We start from the raw sequence: 16,900 nt of genomic DNA on the forward strand, positions 1-16,900 counted from the left end.
GGAGCTCAGCGTGAGGCCATCCAGCACCAACCCGGCGCTCCGGCTCGCCGGCCTGACCAAGACCTTCGGACGCAGACCGGTGGTCGACCGCATCGACCTGGAGGTGCCGCCCGGGTCCTTCTTCGGCCTGGTCGGCCCCAACGGGGCAGGCAAGACGACGTCGTTGTCGATGGCGGTCGGCCTGCTGCGCCCCGACGAGGGCCGGGCCGAGATCTTCGGCCTCGACGTATGGGCCGACCCCACGCGGGCCAAGAAGCTGATCGGCGTCCTGCCCGACGGGCTGTCCATGCCCGAGCGGCTGACCGGCCCCGAGCTCCTGCGATTCACCGGCCTGTTGCGCGGCATGGAACCCCGGCAGGTCGAGCGGCGGGCGGCCGAGCTCCTGGAGATCCTGGAGCTGGACGGGGCCGGACGCACGCTGGTGATCGAGTACTCGACCGGCATGCGCAAGAAGATCGGCCTGGCCGCGGCACTGCTGCACGCGCCGAGGCTGCTGGTGCTGGACGAGCCGCTGGAGGCCGTCGATCCCGTCTCGGCCGCCGCCATCAAGGTGATCCTGCGGCGGTTCGTCCGCGGGGGCGGCTCGGTGGTGTTCTCCAGCCACGTGATGGCCGTGGTCGAGCAGTTGTGCGACCACGTGGCGGTGATCGCCTCCGGCCGGGTCGTGGCCTCGGGCCCGCTGGCGGCCGTACAGGCGGGCCTGAGCCTGGAGGAGCGGTTCGTGAGCCTGGTCGGCGGCCAGATCCCCGAGGTGGGTGAGCTGGCGTGGTTGTCGTCCTGATCCGGATGAAACTGGCCGTCCTGCGGCATTCCATGACCGGCCGGCGGGCCTTCCAGATGCTCACCGGCGCGCTGGCCGGGCTGGTCCTCGCGGGTGGCCTGATCGCCCTGGTGGGCCGCGACCACGCGGTCGCGTCGCTGCCGTTCGACCTGCTGGGTGTGGGGTTCGCCCTGTGGGCGGCGGGATGGCTGCTGGGCCCGGCGCTGTTCGGCGGCGGTGACGAGACGCTGCGTCCCGAACACTTCTCGCTGCTGTCGTGCACGCCGCGCGGCCTGGCGGCCGGGCTGGCGGGGGCCGCGTTCGTCGGCGTCGCGCCCCTGGTCACCCTCGTGGCCTTCGCCGCGCTCGTGGTGGTGGCCGTCAGGACCGGGCTCGGCGCGGCGGCCACGGCGGTCGGTGTGCTCGCCGTCGTGCTCCAGCTCATGGTGTGCGTACTGGCCTCCCGGCTGGTCACCGCGGCGCTCGGCCAGGTCATGCGGTCCAAGGCGGGCGCGGCGCTGGCCGCCCTCGTCAGCGCCGTCGTCCTGGCCGGTCTGCATTCGACCTGGGTGCTCTCACCTCTGGCGCAGAGCGTCCTGCGCACCGGGTTCTCCGGCTCCTTCTCCGCCTGGGTGGCCGCGCTGCCCTCAGGCTGGGGTGTGGTGGCGGTGCGCGCGGCCGGTGAGGGGCGATGGCCGGCGGTGGCCGCCGCCCTCGCGGGGCTGGCCGTCCTCGCCCTGGCCTGCTGGTACGGCTGGGCGGCCCTGCTGAAGCGGCGGCTGACCACCAGACGCCCGAACGGCCGCCCGGCCCGGGTCACCACCGGCGGCTGGGCCAAGGGCCCGACCACGGCGGTCGCCGCCCGCGAGCTGCGCACCTGGTCCCGGGACCTGCCGCGTTTCCACTACCTGGTCTTCGCCCTGTGTTACGCCCTGGCGTTCTGCCTGCTGCCGCTGGCCGTAGGCGCGCCGGTCTTCCTCCCCTGGACCGGAACGGTCTTCGCCCTCTGGGTCGCGGCCATCGCCGCCAACCTCTACGGCGAGGACGGCACCGAGCTGTGGGGCAAGATGATGATCCCCGGCGCCGAGCGCCACGACGTACGCGGTCGTCAGCTCGCCTGGCTGATGGTCGCCGCGCCGCCGACGATCGTCCTGACCGTCGCCATGGTCGTCCTGAGCGGCCGGTACGACCTGTGGCCCTGGTTGGTGGCGCTCGTGCCCGCGCTGCTGGGTGGCGGCGCGGGGGTGACCGTGCTGGTGTCGGTGTTGCGGCCGTCGCCCCTGCCCGACCCGCACCGCAGAGGCGGCAACCTGCTGGAGAACGGCATCGACTTCGCCCAGGTGCTGCTGGTGCTGATCCTCACGGCGGCGACCGCCGTCCCCGCGTACGCCGCGGTCCGGCTGGGGCCGGTCTGGGCGGGCCCGGTCGTGGGCCTGACCGGTGGTGTCGTACTGGCGTGGGCGCTGGGGCGGGTCGCCGCGACCAGGCTGAGGTCGAGCGCGCCCGAGTTGCTCCTGCACCTGCGCACCGGCGTCTCACCGGGACGGAGGCGGCCGGCTCCTGCCCTGGACCTGGAGCCGCTGTCCCGGTCCAAGCCCTCCCTGGGCCTGGACCGGCTCGGCCTCGACCTGGCTCCGGCGGGCCGGCGCGCCTACGTCGTCGCGAGCCTGACCCTGTGCTGGGTGCCCCTGGTGGCCCAGGGCGTCGTGCCCGCGCTCATGCTGACCACCGGCGAGATCACCCGCTCGTGGTTCCTGGCCCTGTACCTGCCGCCTCCGCTCCGATGGCCGACCATCATCGCCATGATCACCCTCGGGTCCGTCCTGCTGGTCACCGGACTGGGCATCGGCCTCTACTACCTGGCCAGGTCACGGCGACAGCCGCCCGTGGACGACCGCGCCGCTCACGGTCCTTCTGTTCCGTGACCTCACCCAGGCGACGATCTTCTTGAGGTCGATCAGGTGGTCCGGGTGCTGGTCCCGCGGGCGTAGCCGGTGGCCGGCGCCGTAGCCCTTGGGCGAGGTCGGCTTCGGCGGCGGCGCGCCATCCGGCGCCGACCCCGTCCGCGAGGCGGCCCGCCGCTTCCGCGACCATCTGACCGCCGCGCTGACGGTTGCCTGGCCGCCCCGGACGGGTCAGGATCGGCCGGCGACGGCCCTCCTGTGCCGTACGACCATCGCCGCCCCTAAGGCGAGGGCGGCATATCCGCAGGTCACCGCCAGCCCTGCCCACGGTGGGAGCGGGTAGTAGCCCCCGATCGGCGACGGGTCGACGTCCACGTGCGCGAACGTGGGGACGCTCTGCGTGATCGCGAACCCGGCGGCCGGGGTGATCGCCAGCAACCACGGCGCCACTCCCGCGGTCGCCAGCAGGTACGGCACGACGACCAGCGTGACGGCCAGCCCGGCGGCGACGATCCGTCCGGCCAGCGCGGCCAGGCCCAGAGCCAGCACGGCGGCGGCCGCGGTCAGCGCCGCGTAGCCGACGATCACCCGGAGGCCGGTGCCCAGGGTGATCGGCTGGATCGGGTTCTCATGGGCGCGCAACAACGCCAGACCGGCGGGCACCACGACCCCCGACGCCACCAGCCCCGCCACGAACGCCACCACCCCGACCAGCCCCCCTGCGGCCACCAGCACCCGCGCCGGCCGCGGCTCGGCGGGAGCGGCCGGGGCAGGGGAGGTTCCGGTTCGGGGGCGTGCGGAGGTCAGGAACGTGGCGGCTGCCACGAGCAGCGGGATCAGCCCCACGGCGCCGCCGATCAGGGTGAGGTCGGCGCGCAGACCGCCCTCCACCGTCGCCGGCCCGATGTCACCGCCCCCGGTCACCACGAGCTTGTCGCCGGCCTTGACGACCCCGCCCGGGTGATGCGGGGTCCTGCCGTCGGACTCCATGGACACGCCGACGTCGTCGTTCCGCCACGGGCCGTTCGCGCCCCGCAGCCCGATCTGGTCGAAGGTGGCGGTGACCTGGGCGAAGGCTTTCGCCATGTCCCACAACGTGCCCGGCGAGGTGGCGAACAGCCCGATCTCGACCGTCTCCGGCAGCCCGGCCGGCCTGACCGTGCCGATCTCGGTCCAGGTGCGGCCGTCGTCCGACTCGTAGCCGCTGACGGTGTCGCCCGACCTGGTCAGCCGCAACCACTGCGGCCCGTTGTGCGGACCGCCGGCCACGTCATGGGTGTAGTCGTACTGCATCCGCACGCCGTGCGCCCCGGTGAGCATGACGGCGGCGTACGGTGTGCCCGGCTTGAGGCTCTGCCTGATGAGCAGCCCGGCCTTCGCCCACGGCACCACCCCCTTGGCGACGTTCCGCACCCCGGGTACGGCGTCCGGCAGCCGGATCTGCCCGGTCATGTCCGACACGCGGGCGGTGATGCCGCCGTTCCCGGTGAGCGGCTGGTGCACGAAGTAGTACTTGTCCTTGACCGCCGTACCGTCGGGCCCCAGCAGCGGCGCGGGACAGGGGCCCTCGCCCTTCCCGGTCACGCACGTGCTGCGGGCACTCCCGGCGATCAGCAGGCCGAGCGACACGGTGACCAGTACGGACGCCGCCATGGCGAGCGCCCAGCCGCGCCCGGCGCGGAACCTGGCCCACTCCGCGCGCAGCAGTTGGGGAAAGCCGTCCGGCCCGGCTCCTCGGCCGGATCGGTATGCCGTAGATGGACTCATGGCGACGGTTGTACGCGGCGCCCGGTTCCGCCCGGGTGGCGGCGACTGCGACCCGGCTGGAACCGGGAGTCTGCCATCGTTGAGCAATGGCTCCTCGACCCGGCGGCCCGGCCGCCCGCCCCGCCCGTACGACCACCGGCGGTGGGCGGCGGTGAGAGTCCTCGTCGTCGAGGACTTCGAGATCCTCGCCCGCTCGGTCGGCACCGGCCTGCGCCGCGAGGGCATGGCCGTCGACGTCGTCCTGGACGGCACCACCGCCCTCGAACGCCTGGCCGTCACCCGCTACGACGTGGTGATCCTCGACCGCGACCTGCCCGGCGTCCACGGGGACGAGATCTGCCGGCGGCTCGCGCACGGCCGCCACGAGACCCGCGTGCTGATGCTCACCGCCTCCGGCACGATCGAGGACCGCGTCGACGGGCTCAGCCTCGGCGCCGACGACTACCTGCCCAAGCCCTTCGCGTTCGCCGAACTCGTCGCCCGCGTCCGTGCCCTGGCCCGCCGCGCCACCCCGCCGCTGCCGCCCACCTTTTCGTACGCGGACCTCACGCTCGATCCGGCCCGCCGGGCCGCGTTCCGGGCCGGCCGGCGCCTTGAGCTGAGCCCCCGGGAGTTCGCCCTGCTCGAATGCCTGCTCGCGATGCCCGGCGTGGTCGTCTCCGCCGAGGAGCTGCTCGAACGTGTCTGGGACGAGGCCGCCGACCCGTTCAGCAGCGCCGTCAAGCACACCGTGCACCGGTTGCGGGCCAAGCTCGGCGATCCGCCCGTGATCGAGACCGTCCGCGAAGGCGGCTACCGCCTCGGAGCGTCATGACCGCCCGGCCGTCGTCCGGCAGGTCCCTGCGGAAGCGGCTCGCGCTGGCGTACGCGGCGGCCGTCTACGCCGCCGGGGTGTTCGTGCTGGTCCTCGTCGACGTCCCGCTGGCCTCCGTACGGGTCTCCGCGCCCGTGGGCGGCCCCTCGCCGGGCGCGGTCAGCGAGAACGGGCCCGGCGTCGGGGTGCCCCAGCTTCTCCTGGGATCGGCGGTCGCGCTGGTCGTGCTGGTGCCCGTCGCGCTGGCCCTCGGCTGGCACGTCGCCGGCCGGTTCCTGCGCCCGATGCGCGCCATCACCGCCACCGCCAAGGTCATCTCCACCGGCGACCTCCACCGCCGCCTCGACCTCGGCGGGCCTGCGGACGAGCTGACCGAGCTCGGCCACACCCTCGACGACCTGTTCGCCCGCCTGCAAGCCTCCTTCGACGCCCAGCGCCACTTCGTCGCCAACGTCTCCCACGAGCTGCGCACCCCGCTGGCCGGCCTGCGTACCCTGCTCGAGGTCGCCCTCGCCGACCCCGGCGCGGACGCCGTCACGCTGCGCTCGGCCTGCCAGGAGGCCCTGGCTCTCGGCGGACACCAGGAACGGCTCGTCGAAGCCCTGCTCGCCCTGGCCACCAGCGAGCGCGGCCTCACCCGCCGCGACCGCCTCGACCTCGCCCACGTCGCCGGAGACGTGCTGGCCACGCGCCGCGACCAGGCCGAGGAGGCAGGCGTCGAGCTCGCCGCGGACCTGTCGCCCGCGGTCGTCGCGGGCGACCCTGGACTGGTCGAGAGCCTCGTCGCCAACCTCGTCGACAACGCCATCCGCCACAACCACGCGGACGGGCACGTACGGGTCACCACCCGGGGCACCGGCACGCACGCGGTCCTCACGGTCGCCAACAGCGGGCCCGTCGTCCCCGGCGACCAGATCGGGCGCCTGTTCCAGCCCTTCCAGAAACTGGCGCCCGATCGCCACGGCCTGGGCGGTGGCTACGGTCTCGGCCTCGCGATCGTCAACGCCGTCGCGCAGGCCCACCACGCCGCCCTCACCACCGTCGCACCCCCGGAAGGCGGCCTGTCCGTCACCGTACGGTTCGCCGAACACGCCGCCCGCCGATCGCCAACTCCTTGATCACCGCGGGGGGACCCGGGAAGGGTCAGTCCTTGATGACCGCGTCCCGGGGGCCGCCGTAGACGGGGTTCTTGTCCAGCCGGTCCTCGGTCACCAGCAGCCGGATCACCCCCTTGGCGTTCTCCTCCGCCTCCCAGACGACCCAGCCGTCACCGACGGGCTCCTTCTGCGTACGGTCGATGCCGTACCCTCCGGGGTTGCCGGGCGGGACGGAGATGATGGCGAAGATCACCTGCTTGCCGCGCCGCTTCAGCTCGGGCAGCACCTCGCCGACGGTCTTCTCGTCCACCCGCAGCCCCTCCAGCGAGCGGCCCTTGTCGGTCGCGACGCGGAACTCCGGCTTGATCTGCCTCGGCGTGGGCGCGGGCACCGGCTCGCAGGGCGCCACCGGCCCCTCGTACAGGATCGTGCTGGTCATGCCGCCCTTGCCGCTGATGGTCCAGACGAACGTCTGATCCGGGCCGAACAGCTTGCTGTTGATGCGCATCTGCCAGCCCTCGGACTCGCCGGGGATGTTCTCCGGCAGGCTGTAGAGGCCGCGGGGGATGTTGTCCACCACCTGCGTGCCGCGCGGCTCCCGGCACATCATGCCCTTGGCCACGTGGTCCACCCGCGCGGGGACCCCCAGCTCCTTCAGCCGCCTCTCCAGCCCGGCGGCGTCGTCGAAGTCGCGGATCTGGATCGTCACCATCCCGTCGTCCAGGATGACGGCGTACGAGCTGGGCACGCCGTCCTTCAGCACGATCGGGGCCACCACCACGCCCGCGGCGAGCGCGGCCGAGGCGGCCAGGCCGATCAGCACCCGCCTCGGCCGGAACCGCCGGCCCCCGGACGCCATGCCCCGGTCCCGCGCGGTGCCAGGCTCCTCGGCGGTGATCGAGGCCAGCAGCGCCCGCGCCCCCGCGCCGGACGGCTCGCCTCCGTGCTCCCCGGGGGCGACCCGGGCCAGCGGCCTGATCGCCTCGATCTCGTCTACGTTCCTCACCGGACTCCTCACCGGACTTTCAGTGGCGTTCTTCGGGGTGTTCTTGGGGGTGTCGCTCACAGGGCTCCTCGCAGCGGTCGTTCGGCCGGGACCAGCCGGCTCTGCGCGGTGATGTCCACGCCCGCCCCGGCCAGCGCGCGCGACAGGCGCTTGCGGGCCCGGTGCAGCCGGATGCGTACGGCGTTGCGGGACAACCCCAGCGCCCTGGCGATCTCCTCGCGCTCCAGCCCCTCCCACGCGACCAGGGACAACAACTCCCGGTCGTCGTCGGGCAGGCCCCTGAACGCGCGGCCGATCGCGTCCAGCTCGACCTGGGTGTCGGGGGAGTGGCCGTACAGGTCGGCCAGTTCGGCGTCGAGTTCGGCCGTGCGCACCCGGCGGCGGTTGTCGCCCCGGAAATGGTTGGCCAGGACCTTGCGCGCCACGCCGTACAACCAGAGCGTGGCCTCCTCGCCCTCCGGCAGCTCGTCCACCCGGCGCCAGGCGACGGTGAACGTCTCCGCCACCACGTCGGCGGCGTCCTGCGGGGAGTCGCAGCGGCGCGCCGCGTAGGCCGTGATCTGGCCGTAGGCGCGGTTGTAGGCGGCCTCGAACCTGGCCCGCCGCTCGTCATCCACGGGCGGTTCCCATGGTGGGTCTCCTCATCGAATCAATTACTCGGACACCCCTGCCTATGTACGCACCCGGCCCATCATTTCCGACTGTTTGCGGCAATGACCGTCCGTCAGGGAACGGTCACGGACAGACCTTCCGGTAGGAGGCCTCGGTCACGTACGCCCGCCATTCGGCCGGCGTCAGCGGCGCGCCCGACCGCGCGCAGATCGCGGCGGCCATCTTCGCGGGCTCCACCGGGCGCTCATGCGGCAGGCCGGCCAGGTCGACGGTCGTCACCGCCGTCCCGTCGGCGGAGAACGCCAGCGCGCCGACGCCGCCCACGTCGCCGTCGCGCAGGAGGCCGAGGGGTGCGCCGGTCGCCAGGTCGAGGAGCTGGACCCGGCCGGACTTCGTGCTGACCGCGATCACGTTCTCGCGCGGCGACATGGTGGCCTCGCCGACGAGTTCGCCACCCTGGCCCACCTGGCCGGTACGGCGGCGAGTGGCCAGGTCGAACGTGGTCACCCGGCCGCGCCCGTCCACGACCGCCACCGAGGAGCCGCCATGGGAGAACGCGAAGTCGATGACGGTGGAGTCCTGGCCGCGCATGCCGAACGGCGCGCCGAGCTGCCTGCCCGTCGTCGCGTCGAGCAGCCGCAGGTCGTGGCCGGGAGTGTCGGCCGACTTCGCGCCGGCGACCGCGAGGGTCCGGCCGTCGGGGGCGAACCTGACGCCGCTGACGTTGGCGAACCGTACCGACCACAGGGCGCGGCGGGTCTTCCAGTCCCACACGGCCAGCCTCCGGTCGTCGGCGTAGCCGTCGGCGGGGTACTGCACGGCGGCCAGGCGGGTGCCGCCGGGGGCGAAGGCCAGCAGGTCGGTCGCCTGCGGCCGGCCCGCGAGGTCCGGACGCCACTGCGCCAGCGGGCGGCGGGTGGCGACGTCGATGACGACGATCCCGCCGGGGGCGCCCACGGCGGCCAGACGGCTGTCAGGACTGAACGCGGCGGGCGTAGCGGCCCCGGAGCCCCCGGCCACCTTGACCACAGGCCGCATCCCGCCCCCACCGCCCGCCGTGCCCGCCTTGTTCGCTGCGCCCGCCTTGTCCGCCTTGTTCGCAGGCCGGTCGCCGGTGTAGACGGTGCCGTCCTCGCCCACGGCGAGCAGGTGGCGGGCGTCCGGGCTCAGCTCGGGTTGCCCCCACGGCGTCGCGTCCGCCGCCTTGACCGGCAGGTCGGCCAGGTCCACGGTGAGCACGCGGTCCTCGCTCAGGTACCGCATCCCGCTCCCGTCGAACCCCACCTGCGGGGCCTGCGAGCCGTTGTCGGCCCCCGTGGGCAGGGTGATCGTGGTGAGATGCTCGTCGAAGGCCCGCCACACCTGGATCTGCGACTCGGTCACCGAGGCGAACAGCCGGCCGTCCGGGCTGACGGTGAGCTCGCCGCGGTTCCACGGCGTGACGCCCGTCTGCAGGGTGAGGTCCCGCGAACGGCCGCCCTTCACCGGCGTCGCGGTCAGGTCGTCCCTGGTCTCCTCGATCAGGTCGCCGCCGCCGGGCGTGACGGCCAGGGGAGCCCGGCAGTCGCAGGCGGCGGCGGGCTGCTGGGCCTGCTCCAGACGCAGGCCCGGCAGGCCGCGCCGCTCCACCCGGCCGTGCGCGCCGCCGCCGCGCACGTAGATCGCGTCGCCGGCCGCCGTCATGGCGCCGTCGTAGGCGGCGATCGCCTTGCGGGTGCCGCGTTCGAGGTCCCAGACATGGTCGTGCCGGTGGCCGTCGTCGTCGGTGTAGGTGGTCATCACGTAGCGGTCGACGGTGCCGTACCGGCCGTAGAGCTGCACGTCGCGGGCCATCGGCAGGGACCGTACGACCCGGCCGGCGCCCGGCCGCCACACCACGAGCCGCCTGGACGTGGTGAGCAGCAGGTCCCGGCCGCTGGGCGACAGGGCGGCGGCCACCGGCGACTCGCCCTTGAGACCGAGCTTCGCGACGCCGCCCGCCCGCCTGCCGGTACGCAGGTCCCACAACCTGATCGCGTCGCCGCCCACGCTGGCCAGGATCCGGCCGTCGCGGCTCAGCGCGCGTACGGTGTCGGCGGCCCCCGCCGGATCCCTGAACACGGCCACCTCGCGCTGCGCGAGCGCGCTCGTCAGCGCCGCGCGCGCCTGCGCCGACCCGGCCAGCCGCCACGCGGCCACGCTGAGCTGCATCGCCGTCCGCGGGTCGGTGTACCGTAACGTGTCCGCGACCTGCGCCAGCCGTGCCCCCTCGGCCCGGTCACGCAGCGCCGCCACCGCGTCGGCCCGCTCGTCGGCCAGCACACTCTGCTGGACGGCCAGCCCTCCTGCGACCAGCGAGATCACCAGCAGCCCGGCCAGGCTGAGCGTGACCAGCCGGTTGCGCCTGGCCTTGCCCCTGGCGAGCCGGGCGCCCGAGTCCAGGAAGTCCCGTTCGAGGGGGGACAGGGTGATGTTCCGGCGCTCGGTGGCCGCCCACCGCAGCGCGTTGTCCAGGCTCTGGCCCTGGAACAGGTCGCCGTCCCTGCGCCCGGTCTGGTGCCAGCGCCTGGCGGCGGTCAGGATCTCCCGGTGGGCGGCCAGGCCGTCCTTGTTCGCCTCGATCCAGCGGCGGTAGCGCGGCCAGGCGTGCGGCAGGGCGGGCCGCGACAACCACACCTCCTCGCCGTCGCGGCCGAGCAGGTAGCCGAAGACGTCCATGATCCGGGCCACGGCCGCCGACTCCCGCGCCGGCCTGCCCTTGGTCAGCTCCGAGAGTGCGGCGCGGCGTACGGTCAGCTCGTCGCGCTCGCCGATGGTCACCAGCCGCAGGAAGACCTCGGCGGCCAGCTCGCGCTCGTCGCGGGTGAGCATCCCGTACGCCTGCTCGGCCAGCGTGCCGAGCCCCGGGTCGTCGGCGGTCCCCGTCATACCGGCCGCCTGCCCGCTGCCCTGGGCCAGCAGATGGGCGGTGTCGAGCCCGCTCTCGGCGCTGACCAGGGCCAGCAGGAGCTGCCTGGCGGTGGGCCGCCGTGCCGGGTCCTTGTCCAGCGCGACGCCCACCAGCGGGCGCATCGAGCCGGGCAGCACGCCGAGGTCGGGGTTGGCCGACAACACGCGGTGCATGACGCCGCCCAGGCTCTCGGCCTCGAACGGGTCGGCGCCGGTCGCGGCGTACAACATGATGCCGCCCCAGGCGAAGACGTCGGCGGGCATCCCGGCCCGCTGCCCGGTGAACACCTCCGGCGCCATGTACGTCGGCGTGCCGGTGACCAGCCCGGTCTCGGTCAGCGACATCTCCGCCGTCCGCGCGATCCCGAAGTCGATGACGCGCGGGCCGTCCGGGCCGAGCAGCACGTTGTCGGGCTTCAGGTCGCGGTGGACCACCCCGGCGTCGTGGATCGCGGTCAACGCGGTCGCCACCGCGGTGGCGAGCCGGTGCAGGTCGGCGCCGCCGAACCGACGGCCCTCGGAGACGGCCTTGCGCAGGCTCGGGCCCTCGACGTACTCGCTGACGATGTACGGCCGGGGCCCGTCCAGCACGGCGGCGACGACGGGGGCGGTGCAGAACGCGGCCACCCGCCGCGCCGCGGTCACCTCCCTGGCGAGCTGGCGCGCCTGGTCGCCGTGCAGGACCTTGACGGCCACCCGCCGGCCGTCCTCGGCGTAGGCCTCGTAGACCACGCCCTGCCCGCCCGCGCCGAGCCGCCCGGCGAGCCAGTAACCTCCGAGGCGCTGCGGATCGCCCTCGATCAACATGTCCACGGCGGGTTGGATGCACACTTTCCCGGGAAAGTTGCGCACCGCCCGCCGGGATTCAGTTGTTCGCGATGAAGTCGGCGACCAGCCGGTTGAACTCGTCGGCGTGCTCGATCATCGCCCAGTGCCCGCACCGGTTGAGCAGCACCAGCCGGATGTGCGGGATGTCGGCCAGCAGGTACAGCGAGGTCTCGAACGACACCACGCGGTCGTCGCGGCCGTGGATGAGCAGCGTCGGCACCTGGATCCCCGGCAGCAGCTCCGGCCTGACCCACTTCGGCAGCGGGGCGCCCTTCGGCAGGCCCACCGCGACCCGCCGGCGGGCGGCACCCCCCGCGAGCGGCTGGGCTGGTACCTGCGGAAGACCGGCGAGGTCTTCGTGCACCGGGAGGAGTTCCTGCGCCTGCTGCTGGTGCTGGTGATGAGCAACGAGGCCGCCGAGGCCCCGGAGGCGACGCTGACCGTGAGCGAGGTCCGCGGCGAGGGGCGCGACCACATGCGGCACATGATCCGCTCGTCGTTCGTCGGCGAGGACGCCGCGAACGCGGTCGCCGACGCCCTCGCCCACTTCGGCATGGCCGGATTCGACGGCGCCTTCGTCTCGCTCCAGTCCGGCGACGGCAAGCCGATCTCGGAGTTCATGGAGCAGCTCGCCGACGCCATGGTGGCGATCGGCGAGGCGCTGATCGCCGCCCGCCGGGGCGCCGGCGAGCCGGGCGAGACGGTCAGGCGGGCTGCTTCTCCCGCTCGGCGACGAGCGTGAGGGCGATGTCGACGATCATGTCCTCCTGCCCGCCGACCAGCCGGCGGCGGCCGCACTCCATCAGGATGTCGCGCACGTCCACGCCGTACCGCGCGGCGGCGCTCTCCGCGTGCCGCAGGAACGACGAGTAGACCCCGGCGTACCCCAGGGTCAGGGTCTCCCGGTCCACCCGCACCGGACGGTCCTGCAACGGCCGGACGATGTCGTCGGCGGCGTCCTGGAGCTGGAACAGGTCGCAGCGGTGCTCGAAGTCCGAGTGGTCGGCGACCGCGATGAACGCCTCCAGCGGGCAGTTGCCCGCGCCCGCGCCGTGACCGGCCAGCGACGCGTCGACCCGGTAGACGCCGTTCTCGACCGCGACGACGGAGTTGGCCACCGACAGCGACAGGTTCTCGTGGGCGTGGATGCCGATCTCGGTCCCGGCGTCGAGGACGTCGCGGTACGCGCGCACCCGCGCGGCCACGTCGTTCATCGTGAGCCGGCCGCCGGAGTCGGTGACGTAGACGCAGTGGGCGCCGTACGACTCCATGAGCTTGGCCTGCCGGGCCAGCTCCTCCGGCGGGGCCATGTGGGAGAGCATCAGGAACCCGGACACGTCCATGCCGATCTCCCGCGCGGCGGCGATGTGCTGCGCGGAGATGTCGGCCTCGGTGCAGTGCGTGGCGACCCGGACGGAACGCACGCCGAGGTCGTGGGCGCGCTTCAGCTCGTCGACGGTGCCGACGCCCGGCAGCAGCAGCGTGGTGAGGCGGGCGTTCACCAGCACCGACGCCGCCGCCTCGATCCACTCCCAGTCCGTGTGCGACCCGGGACCGTAGTTGAGCGACCCTCCGGCCAGGCCGTCGCCGTGCGCGACCTCGATCGCGCCGTCGGCCGCCCGGTCGAGCGCCGTGACGATGCGCTTGACGTCCTCCGGAGTCATCCGATGGCGTACGGCGTGCATGCCGTCGCGCAGCGTGACGTCCTGGACGAAGATCGGAGTACCCATCAAAGGCCCGCCTTCCGTGCCGCGATGCGCTCCGCGACCCGCAGGGCGGCGGAGGTCATGATGTCGAGATTGCCGGCGTAGGCCGGGAGGTAGTGCGCGGCGCCCTCGACCTCGAGGAAGACCGACACCTGGTGGGTGGGCCGGGCGGCGCCGGCGGCCAGCAGCGTCCCGACCGGCTGGTCGGCGGGGATCTCGGTGATCTGCACCTGCTGCTTGAGCCGGTAGCCGGGGACGTACGCGGCCACGTCGGCGACCATCTTCTCGACCGACCGGCGGATCTCCTCGTGCGCGGCCGGGTCCGGCGCCGCGACCAGGCACAGGACCGTGTCCCGCATGATCAGCGGCGGGTCGGCGGGGTTGAGGATGATGATCGCCTTGCCGCGGCGGGCCCCGCCGATCTGCTCGATGGCGGCCGAGGTGGTCTCGGTGAACTCGTCGATGTTGGCCCGGGTGCCCGGACCGGCCGACTTGGACGCGATCGAGGCGACGATCTCGGCGTACTCGACGGGCACCACCCGGCCGACGGCGGCGACGATCGGGATCGTGGCCTGCCCGCCGCAGGTGACCATGTTCACGTCGGGCGCGTCGAGATGCTCGTCCAGGTTCACGGCGGGGACGACGTAGGGCCCGATCGCGGCCGGGGTCAGGTCGATCAGCCGCTTCCCGAACGGCAGCAGCTTCGCGGCGTTCATCTCGTGCGCCTTGGCCGAGGTCGCGTCGAAGACGATCCCGATCTCGCCGAAGTCCGGCAGCGCGATCAGCCCGTCCACACCCTCGTGCGTCGTACGGACGCCGAACCGGGCGGCGCGGGCCAGGCCGTCCGACTCCGGGTCGATGCCGACCATGGCCCCCATCTCCAGGTGGCGCGCCCCGCGCATCACCTTGATCATCAGGTCGGTGCCGATGTTGCCCGACCCGATGATCGCGACCTTCGTCCTGCTCATTCTGCTGCTCCTTCGGTGAAGCGGACCGTCACCGTGCCGAGGCCGGACACGAGGTCGGTGACGGTGTCCCCGGCGGCGACCGGCCGCATCGGGCCGAGCGCGCCGGACAGGACGACCTGCCCCGCGCGCAGCGGCTCGCCGAGGTCGCGGGCCATGCGGGCCAGCCACACGACCGCCTCGATCGGGTCGCCCAGACAGGCCGCGCCGGTCCCCGCGGAGACCTCCTCGCCGTCCACGCTCATCGACATCACGACGTCCACCGGCTCGAACTCGCCGAGCGTGCGGCGTTCCGTCCCGAGCACGTACGCGCCAGAAGAGGCGTTGTCGGCGACCGTGTCGCCGAAGCTGATGTCCCAGCCGGCGATCCGGCTGCCGCAGATCTCCAGCGCGGCGACGCCGTACGCGATCGCGTCCCGGATCTGCGGGGCGTCCAGCGGGCCGTCGGCGAGGTCGGCGCCGAGCACGAACGCGATCTCCGCCTCCGCCCGCGGCTGGAGGATCCGCCCGATCGGGATCGTGTCCCCGTCGGCGTAGGCCATGTCGTCGAACAGCACGCCGAGGTCCGGCTGGTCGACGCCGAGCTGCCGCTGCACGGCCTCCGAGGTCAGGCCGATCTTGCGGCCGGCGATCCGGGCTCCGGCGGCGAGGCGGGACCCGGTGAGCGCGGCCTGGACGGCGTACGCGGCGGCCAGGTGGTCCCGGCCGATCAGGTCCCGTACGGGGGCGCACGGCACGCCGGACGCGGCCGCGCCGGCAAGCCGTTCGACCGCGGCGGCTATGTCGGACGGGCCCGCGGCGGCCGATCCGATGGTTTCGTTCATACCCCCACTGTGCAGGCAGGATGGCGCACCAACCAGCACATCGTCTCGTTCAGCGATACGCTGGAGGGGTGACGGAGACAGCCGATCTCGACACCGTGCTGGGCAAGGCGGTGACGATCCTGCGTGCCTTCCGGCCCGACGACCGGGTCGTCAGCCTCGCCGAGCTGGTGCGGCGTACCGGCCTGCACAAGGCGACCGTTCACCGGCTGTCCGGCGATCTGGTCGCCAACCGCCTGCTCGACCGCGCCGACGGCGGCTACCGGCTCAGTGGCGGCCTGTTCGAGCTCGGAATGCTCGCCTCGGTGGAACGCAGCCTGCTGGAGCTGGCGATGCCGTTCCTCCAGGACCTCTACGAACGCACCCACGAGACCGTCCACCTTGGGGTGCGGGAGGGACACGACGTCGTCTACGTCGCCAAGATCGGCGGCCACCGCCAGGCAAGGGCGCCCTCGCGCACCGGCGGGCGGATGCCGCTCCACTGCACCGCGATCGGCAAGGCGCTGCTCGCGTACGCGGGCGCCGACCTGCGGCGCGAGGTGCTGACCGGCTCCCTCGAACGCCGTACGCCGCACACCGTCGTCGCGCCGCACATCCTGCGCGGCCAGTTGCGGCGCGTCGCGGAGACCGGCGTCGCGTTCGAGGCCGAGGAGTCGGCCGTCGGGCTCGTGTGCGTCGCCGCGCCGGTGCTGGGCCGCGGCGACGAGCCGCTCGCCGCGATCAGCGTGGCCGGCCCCACCGGCAGGTTCCGGCCCGAGGGCCACGCGACCGCGGTGCGCGCGGCGGCGGCCGCCCTCGCCAGCACGCTCACCAGGCGCGACCTCCTGCGGTGAACCGGCCGCTCAGAGGGCGCGGCTGATCGCGTCGGCCGCGGCCGTGAGCGCGGCGACGAGCGGTTTGATCTGCTTGGGGGAGTAGCGCACGCTGGGCATCGAGATCGACAGCGCCGCGTCCGTCGACCCGCTGCGCCCCTTCACCGGACATCCCACCGCGACCACGCCCCGCTCGGTGCGCTCCAGGTTGAGCGCGATCCCGCTCTGCCGTACGGACCGGAGGTCGCGGCGCAGCCGTGCCAGATCCGGCAGTTCCTCGGCCGGGTCGCCGCGGCCGTCGGCGGCGTAGAGGACCTCCAGCTCCTCGTCCGAGAGCGCCGCCAGCGCCACCAGGCCGCCGGTGGCCTGGTGGGCCGGGAAGACCATGCCCTCGCGGCTGCCCACCCGCAGGGCCTGCCCGCACTCGACCGAGGCGATGAAACGCACGCTCCGGCCGGTGCGGATGCTGAGGTTCACCGTCTCGTCGATCCGGTCCACCAGCGCCCGCATCGCCCCGAGCGCCGCCGCGCGCAGCGCGCCGACGTCGGACTGGGCACGTTCGGCGAGGGCCAGAACGGGGCCCACCCGGTAGCTGCGGTCCTCGTTCTGCACCGCGAAGTCGCGGTACACCAGCGCGGTCAGCAACCGGTGGGCCGTCGAACGGGCGACCCCGAGGCGCTCGGCCGCGGCCGAGACCGTGATCACCCCGTCGAGCTGGAGGATCTGCGCCAGCCGGAGGGCATGGTCGACGCTGTTCGGCGCGTAGGCCGGCGGGGTCTTCATGGGCTTCGCCATGCAGCCGATCCTGACACACCTTTTCCGTCTTACAGAATGCCCTTTTCCAACTCCGTCGGCCCGGCCCCCGCCGTCACCGGCTGCC

15 protein-coding genes are annotated in these 16,900 nt (G+C 73.7%); 6 read left to right on the top strand and 9 right to left on the bottom strand.

The genetic code is table 11. The features are described 5' to 3' along the window. The first annotated feature begins 10 nt into the window (after nucleotides 1-10). Nucleotides 11-781, top strand: coding sequence for an ABC transporter ATP-binding protein (locus DMB42_RS13560; protein WP_125634332.1), 771 nt, complete (start codon nucleotides 11-13; stop codon nucleotides 779-781). After that, complete coding sequence (locus DMB42_RS13565) at nucleotides 766-2,685, top strand: hypothetical protein (protein WP_125634334.1); 1,920 nt, start codon at nucleotides 766-768, stop codon at nucleotides 2,683-2,685. The genes DMB42_RS13560 and DMB42_RS13565 overlap by 16 nt, the downstream gene beginning before the upstream one ends. Before the next feature lie 210 nt (nucleotides 2,686-2,895). Here the strand turns inward: DMB42_RS13565 and DMB42_RS13570 are convergent, their stop codons facing one another. Then, the gene (locus DMB42_RS13570) at nucleotides 2,896-4,431 is read right to left on the bottom strand and encodes a hypothetical protein (RefSeq protein WP_125634335.1); all 1,536 of its coding nucleotides are present in this window, start codon (nucleotides 4,429-4,431) and stop codon (nucleotides 2,896-2,898) included. 151 nt (nucleotides 4,432-4,582) lie between these two features. Between DMB42_RS13570 and DMB42_RS13575 the strand changes: the two genes are divergently transcribed. Together DMB42_RS13575 and DMB42_RS13580 are read left to right on the top strand one after the other, a co-directional pair. Next, a complete protein-coding gene (locus DMB42_RS13575; protein WP_125634337.1) occupies nucleotides 4,583-5,245 on the top strand; it encodes a response regulator transcription factor in 663 nt (220 codons plus the stop codon). After that, complete coding sequence (locus tag DMB42_RS13580) at nucleotides 5,242-6,363, top strand: HAMP domain-containing sensor histidine kinase (RefSeq protein ID WP_125634339.1); 1,122 nt, start codon at nucleotides 5,242-5,244, stop codon at nucleotides 6,361-6,363. Before DMB42_RS13575 ends, DMB42_RS13580 begins: the two co-directional genes overlap by 4 nt. A 25-nt stretch (nucleotides 6,364-6,388) precedes the next feature. Here the strand turns inward: DMB42_RS13580 and DMB42_RS13585 are convergent, their stop codons facing one another. The 4 genes from DMB42_RS13585 to DMB42_RS13600 form a co-directional block, all read right to left on the bottom strand. Further along, the gene (locus tag DMB42_RS13585; RefSeq protein WP_125634341.1) at nucleotides 6,389-7,348 is read right to left on the bottom strand and encodes a hypothetical protein; all 960 of its coding nucleotides are present in this window, start codon (nucleotides 7,346-7,348) and stop codon (nucleotides 6,389-6,391) included. A 56-nt stretch (nucleotides 7,349-7,404) separates the two neighbouring features. Continuing rightward, entirely contained in the window at nucleotides 7,405-7,965 is a 561-nt protein-coding gene (locus DMB42_RS13590; RefSeq protein WP_125634343.1) for an RNA polymerase sigma factor, read from the bottom strand. 118 nt (nucleotides 7,966-8,083) lie between these two features. Next, a complete protein-coding gene (locus tag DMB42_RS13595; RefSeq protein WP_260477689.1) occupies nucleotides 8,084-11,695 on the bottom strand; it encodes a serine/threonine-protein kinase in 3,612 nt (1,203 codons plus the stop codon). A 58-nt stretch (nucleotides 11,696-11,753) separates the two neighbouring features. Further along, entirely contained in the window at nucleotides 11,754-12,002 is a 249-nt protein-coding gene (locus DMB42_RS13600; protein ID WP_396982273.1) for an alpha/beta fold hydrolase, read from the bottom strand. Here DMB42_RS13600 and DMB42_RS13605 point away from each other — a divergent pair. Further along, nucleotides 11,916-12,458: a TetR/AcrR family transcriptional regulator gene (locus tag DMB42_RS13605; protein ID WP_185844664.1), complete on the top strand. Its 543-nt coding sequence runs from the start codon at nucleotides 11,916-11,918 to the stop codon at nucleotides 12,456-12,458. The genes DMB42_RS13600 and DMB42_RS13605 overlap by 87 nt on opposite strands. On the opposite strand, the gene dmpG is transcribed toward DMB42_RS13605, so the two are convergent. Genes dmpG through DMB42_RS13620 form a run of 3 tightly spaced genes read right to left on the bottom strand, consistent with a single transcriptional unit; the run spans nucleotide 12,421 to nucleotide 15,211 of the window. After that, complete coding sequence (dmpG, locus tag DMB42_RS13610; protein WP_125634347.1) at nucleotides 12,421-13,446, bottom strand: 4-hydroxy-2-oxovalerate aldolase; 1,026 nt, start codon at nucleotides 13,444-13,446, stop codon at nucleotides 12,421-12,423. The two genes, DMB42_RS13605 and dmpG, sit on opposite strands and share 38 nt — an antisense overlap. Next, complete coding sequence (locus tag DMB42_RS13615) at nucleotides 13,446-14,390, bottom strand: acetaldehyde dehydrogenase (acetylating) (protein ID WP_125634349.1); 945 nt, start codon at nucleotides 14,388-14,390, stop codon at nucleotides 13,446-13,448. Before DMB42_RS13615 ends, dmpG begins: the two co-directional genes overlap by 1 nt. Next, nucleotides 14,387-15,211 carry a 2-keto-4-pentenoate hydratase gene (locus DMB42_RS13620; RefSeq protein ID WP_125634351.1) on the bottom strand — a complete coding sequence of 275 codons (825 nt, stop codon included), beginning with the start codon at nucleotides 15,209-15,211 and terminating at the stop codon, nucleotides 14,387-14,389. Before DMB42_RS13620 ends, DMB42_RS13615 begins: the two co-directional genes overlap by 4 nt. A gap of 68 nt (nucleotides 15,212-15,279) precedes the next feature. Here DMB42_RS13620 and DMB42_RS13625 point away from each other — a divergent pair, with 68 nt between their 5' ends. Continuing rightward, nucleotides 15,280-16,041 (top strand): IclR family transcriptional regulator, encoded by a 762-nt coding sequence (locus DMB42_RS13625; protein WP_125634353.1) that lies wholly within the window; start codon nucleotides 15,280-15,282, stop codon nucleotides 16,039-16,041. Nucleotides 16,042-16,050: 9 nt separating this feature from the next. On the opposite strand, the gene DMB42_RS13630 is transcribed toward DMB42_RS13625, so the two are convergent. Beyond that, nucleotides 16,051-16,815: an IclR family transcriptional regulator gene (locus DMB42_RS13630; protein WP_125634355.1), complete on the bottom strand. Its 765-nt coding sequence runs from the start codon at nucleotides 16,813-16,815 to the stop codon at nucleotides 16,051-16,053. Between the last annotated feature and the right edge of the window lie 85 nt (nucleotides 16,816-16,900).

The sequence above is a fragment of the Nonomuraea sp. WAC 01424 genome (assembly GCF_003947315.1).
GTDB classification, from domain to species: domain Bacteria; phylum Actinomycetota; class Actinomycetes; order Streptosporangiales; family Streptosporangiaceae; genus Nonomuraea; species Nonomuraea spiralis.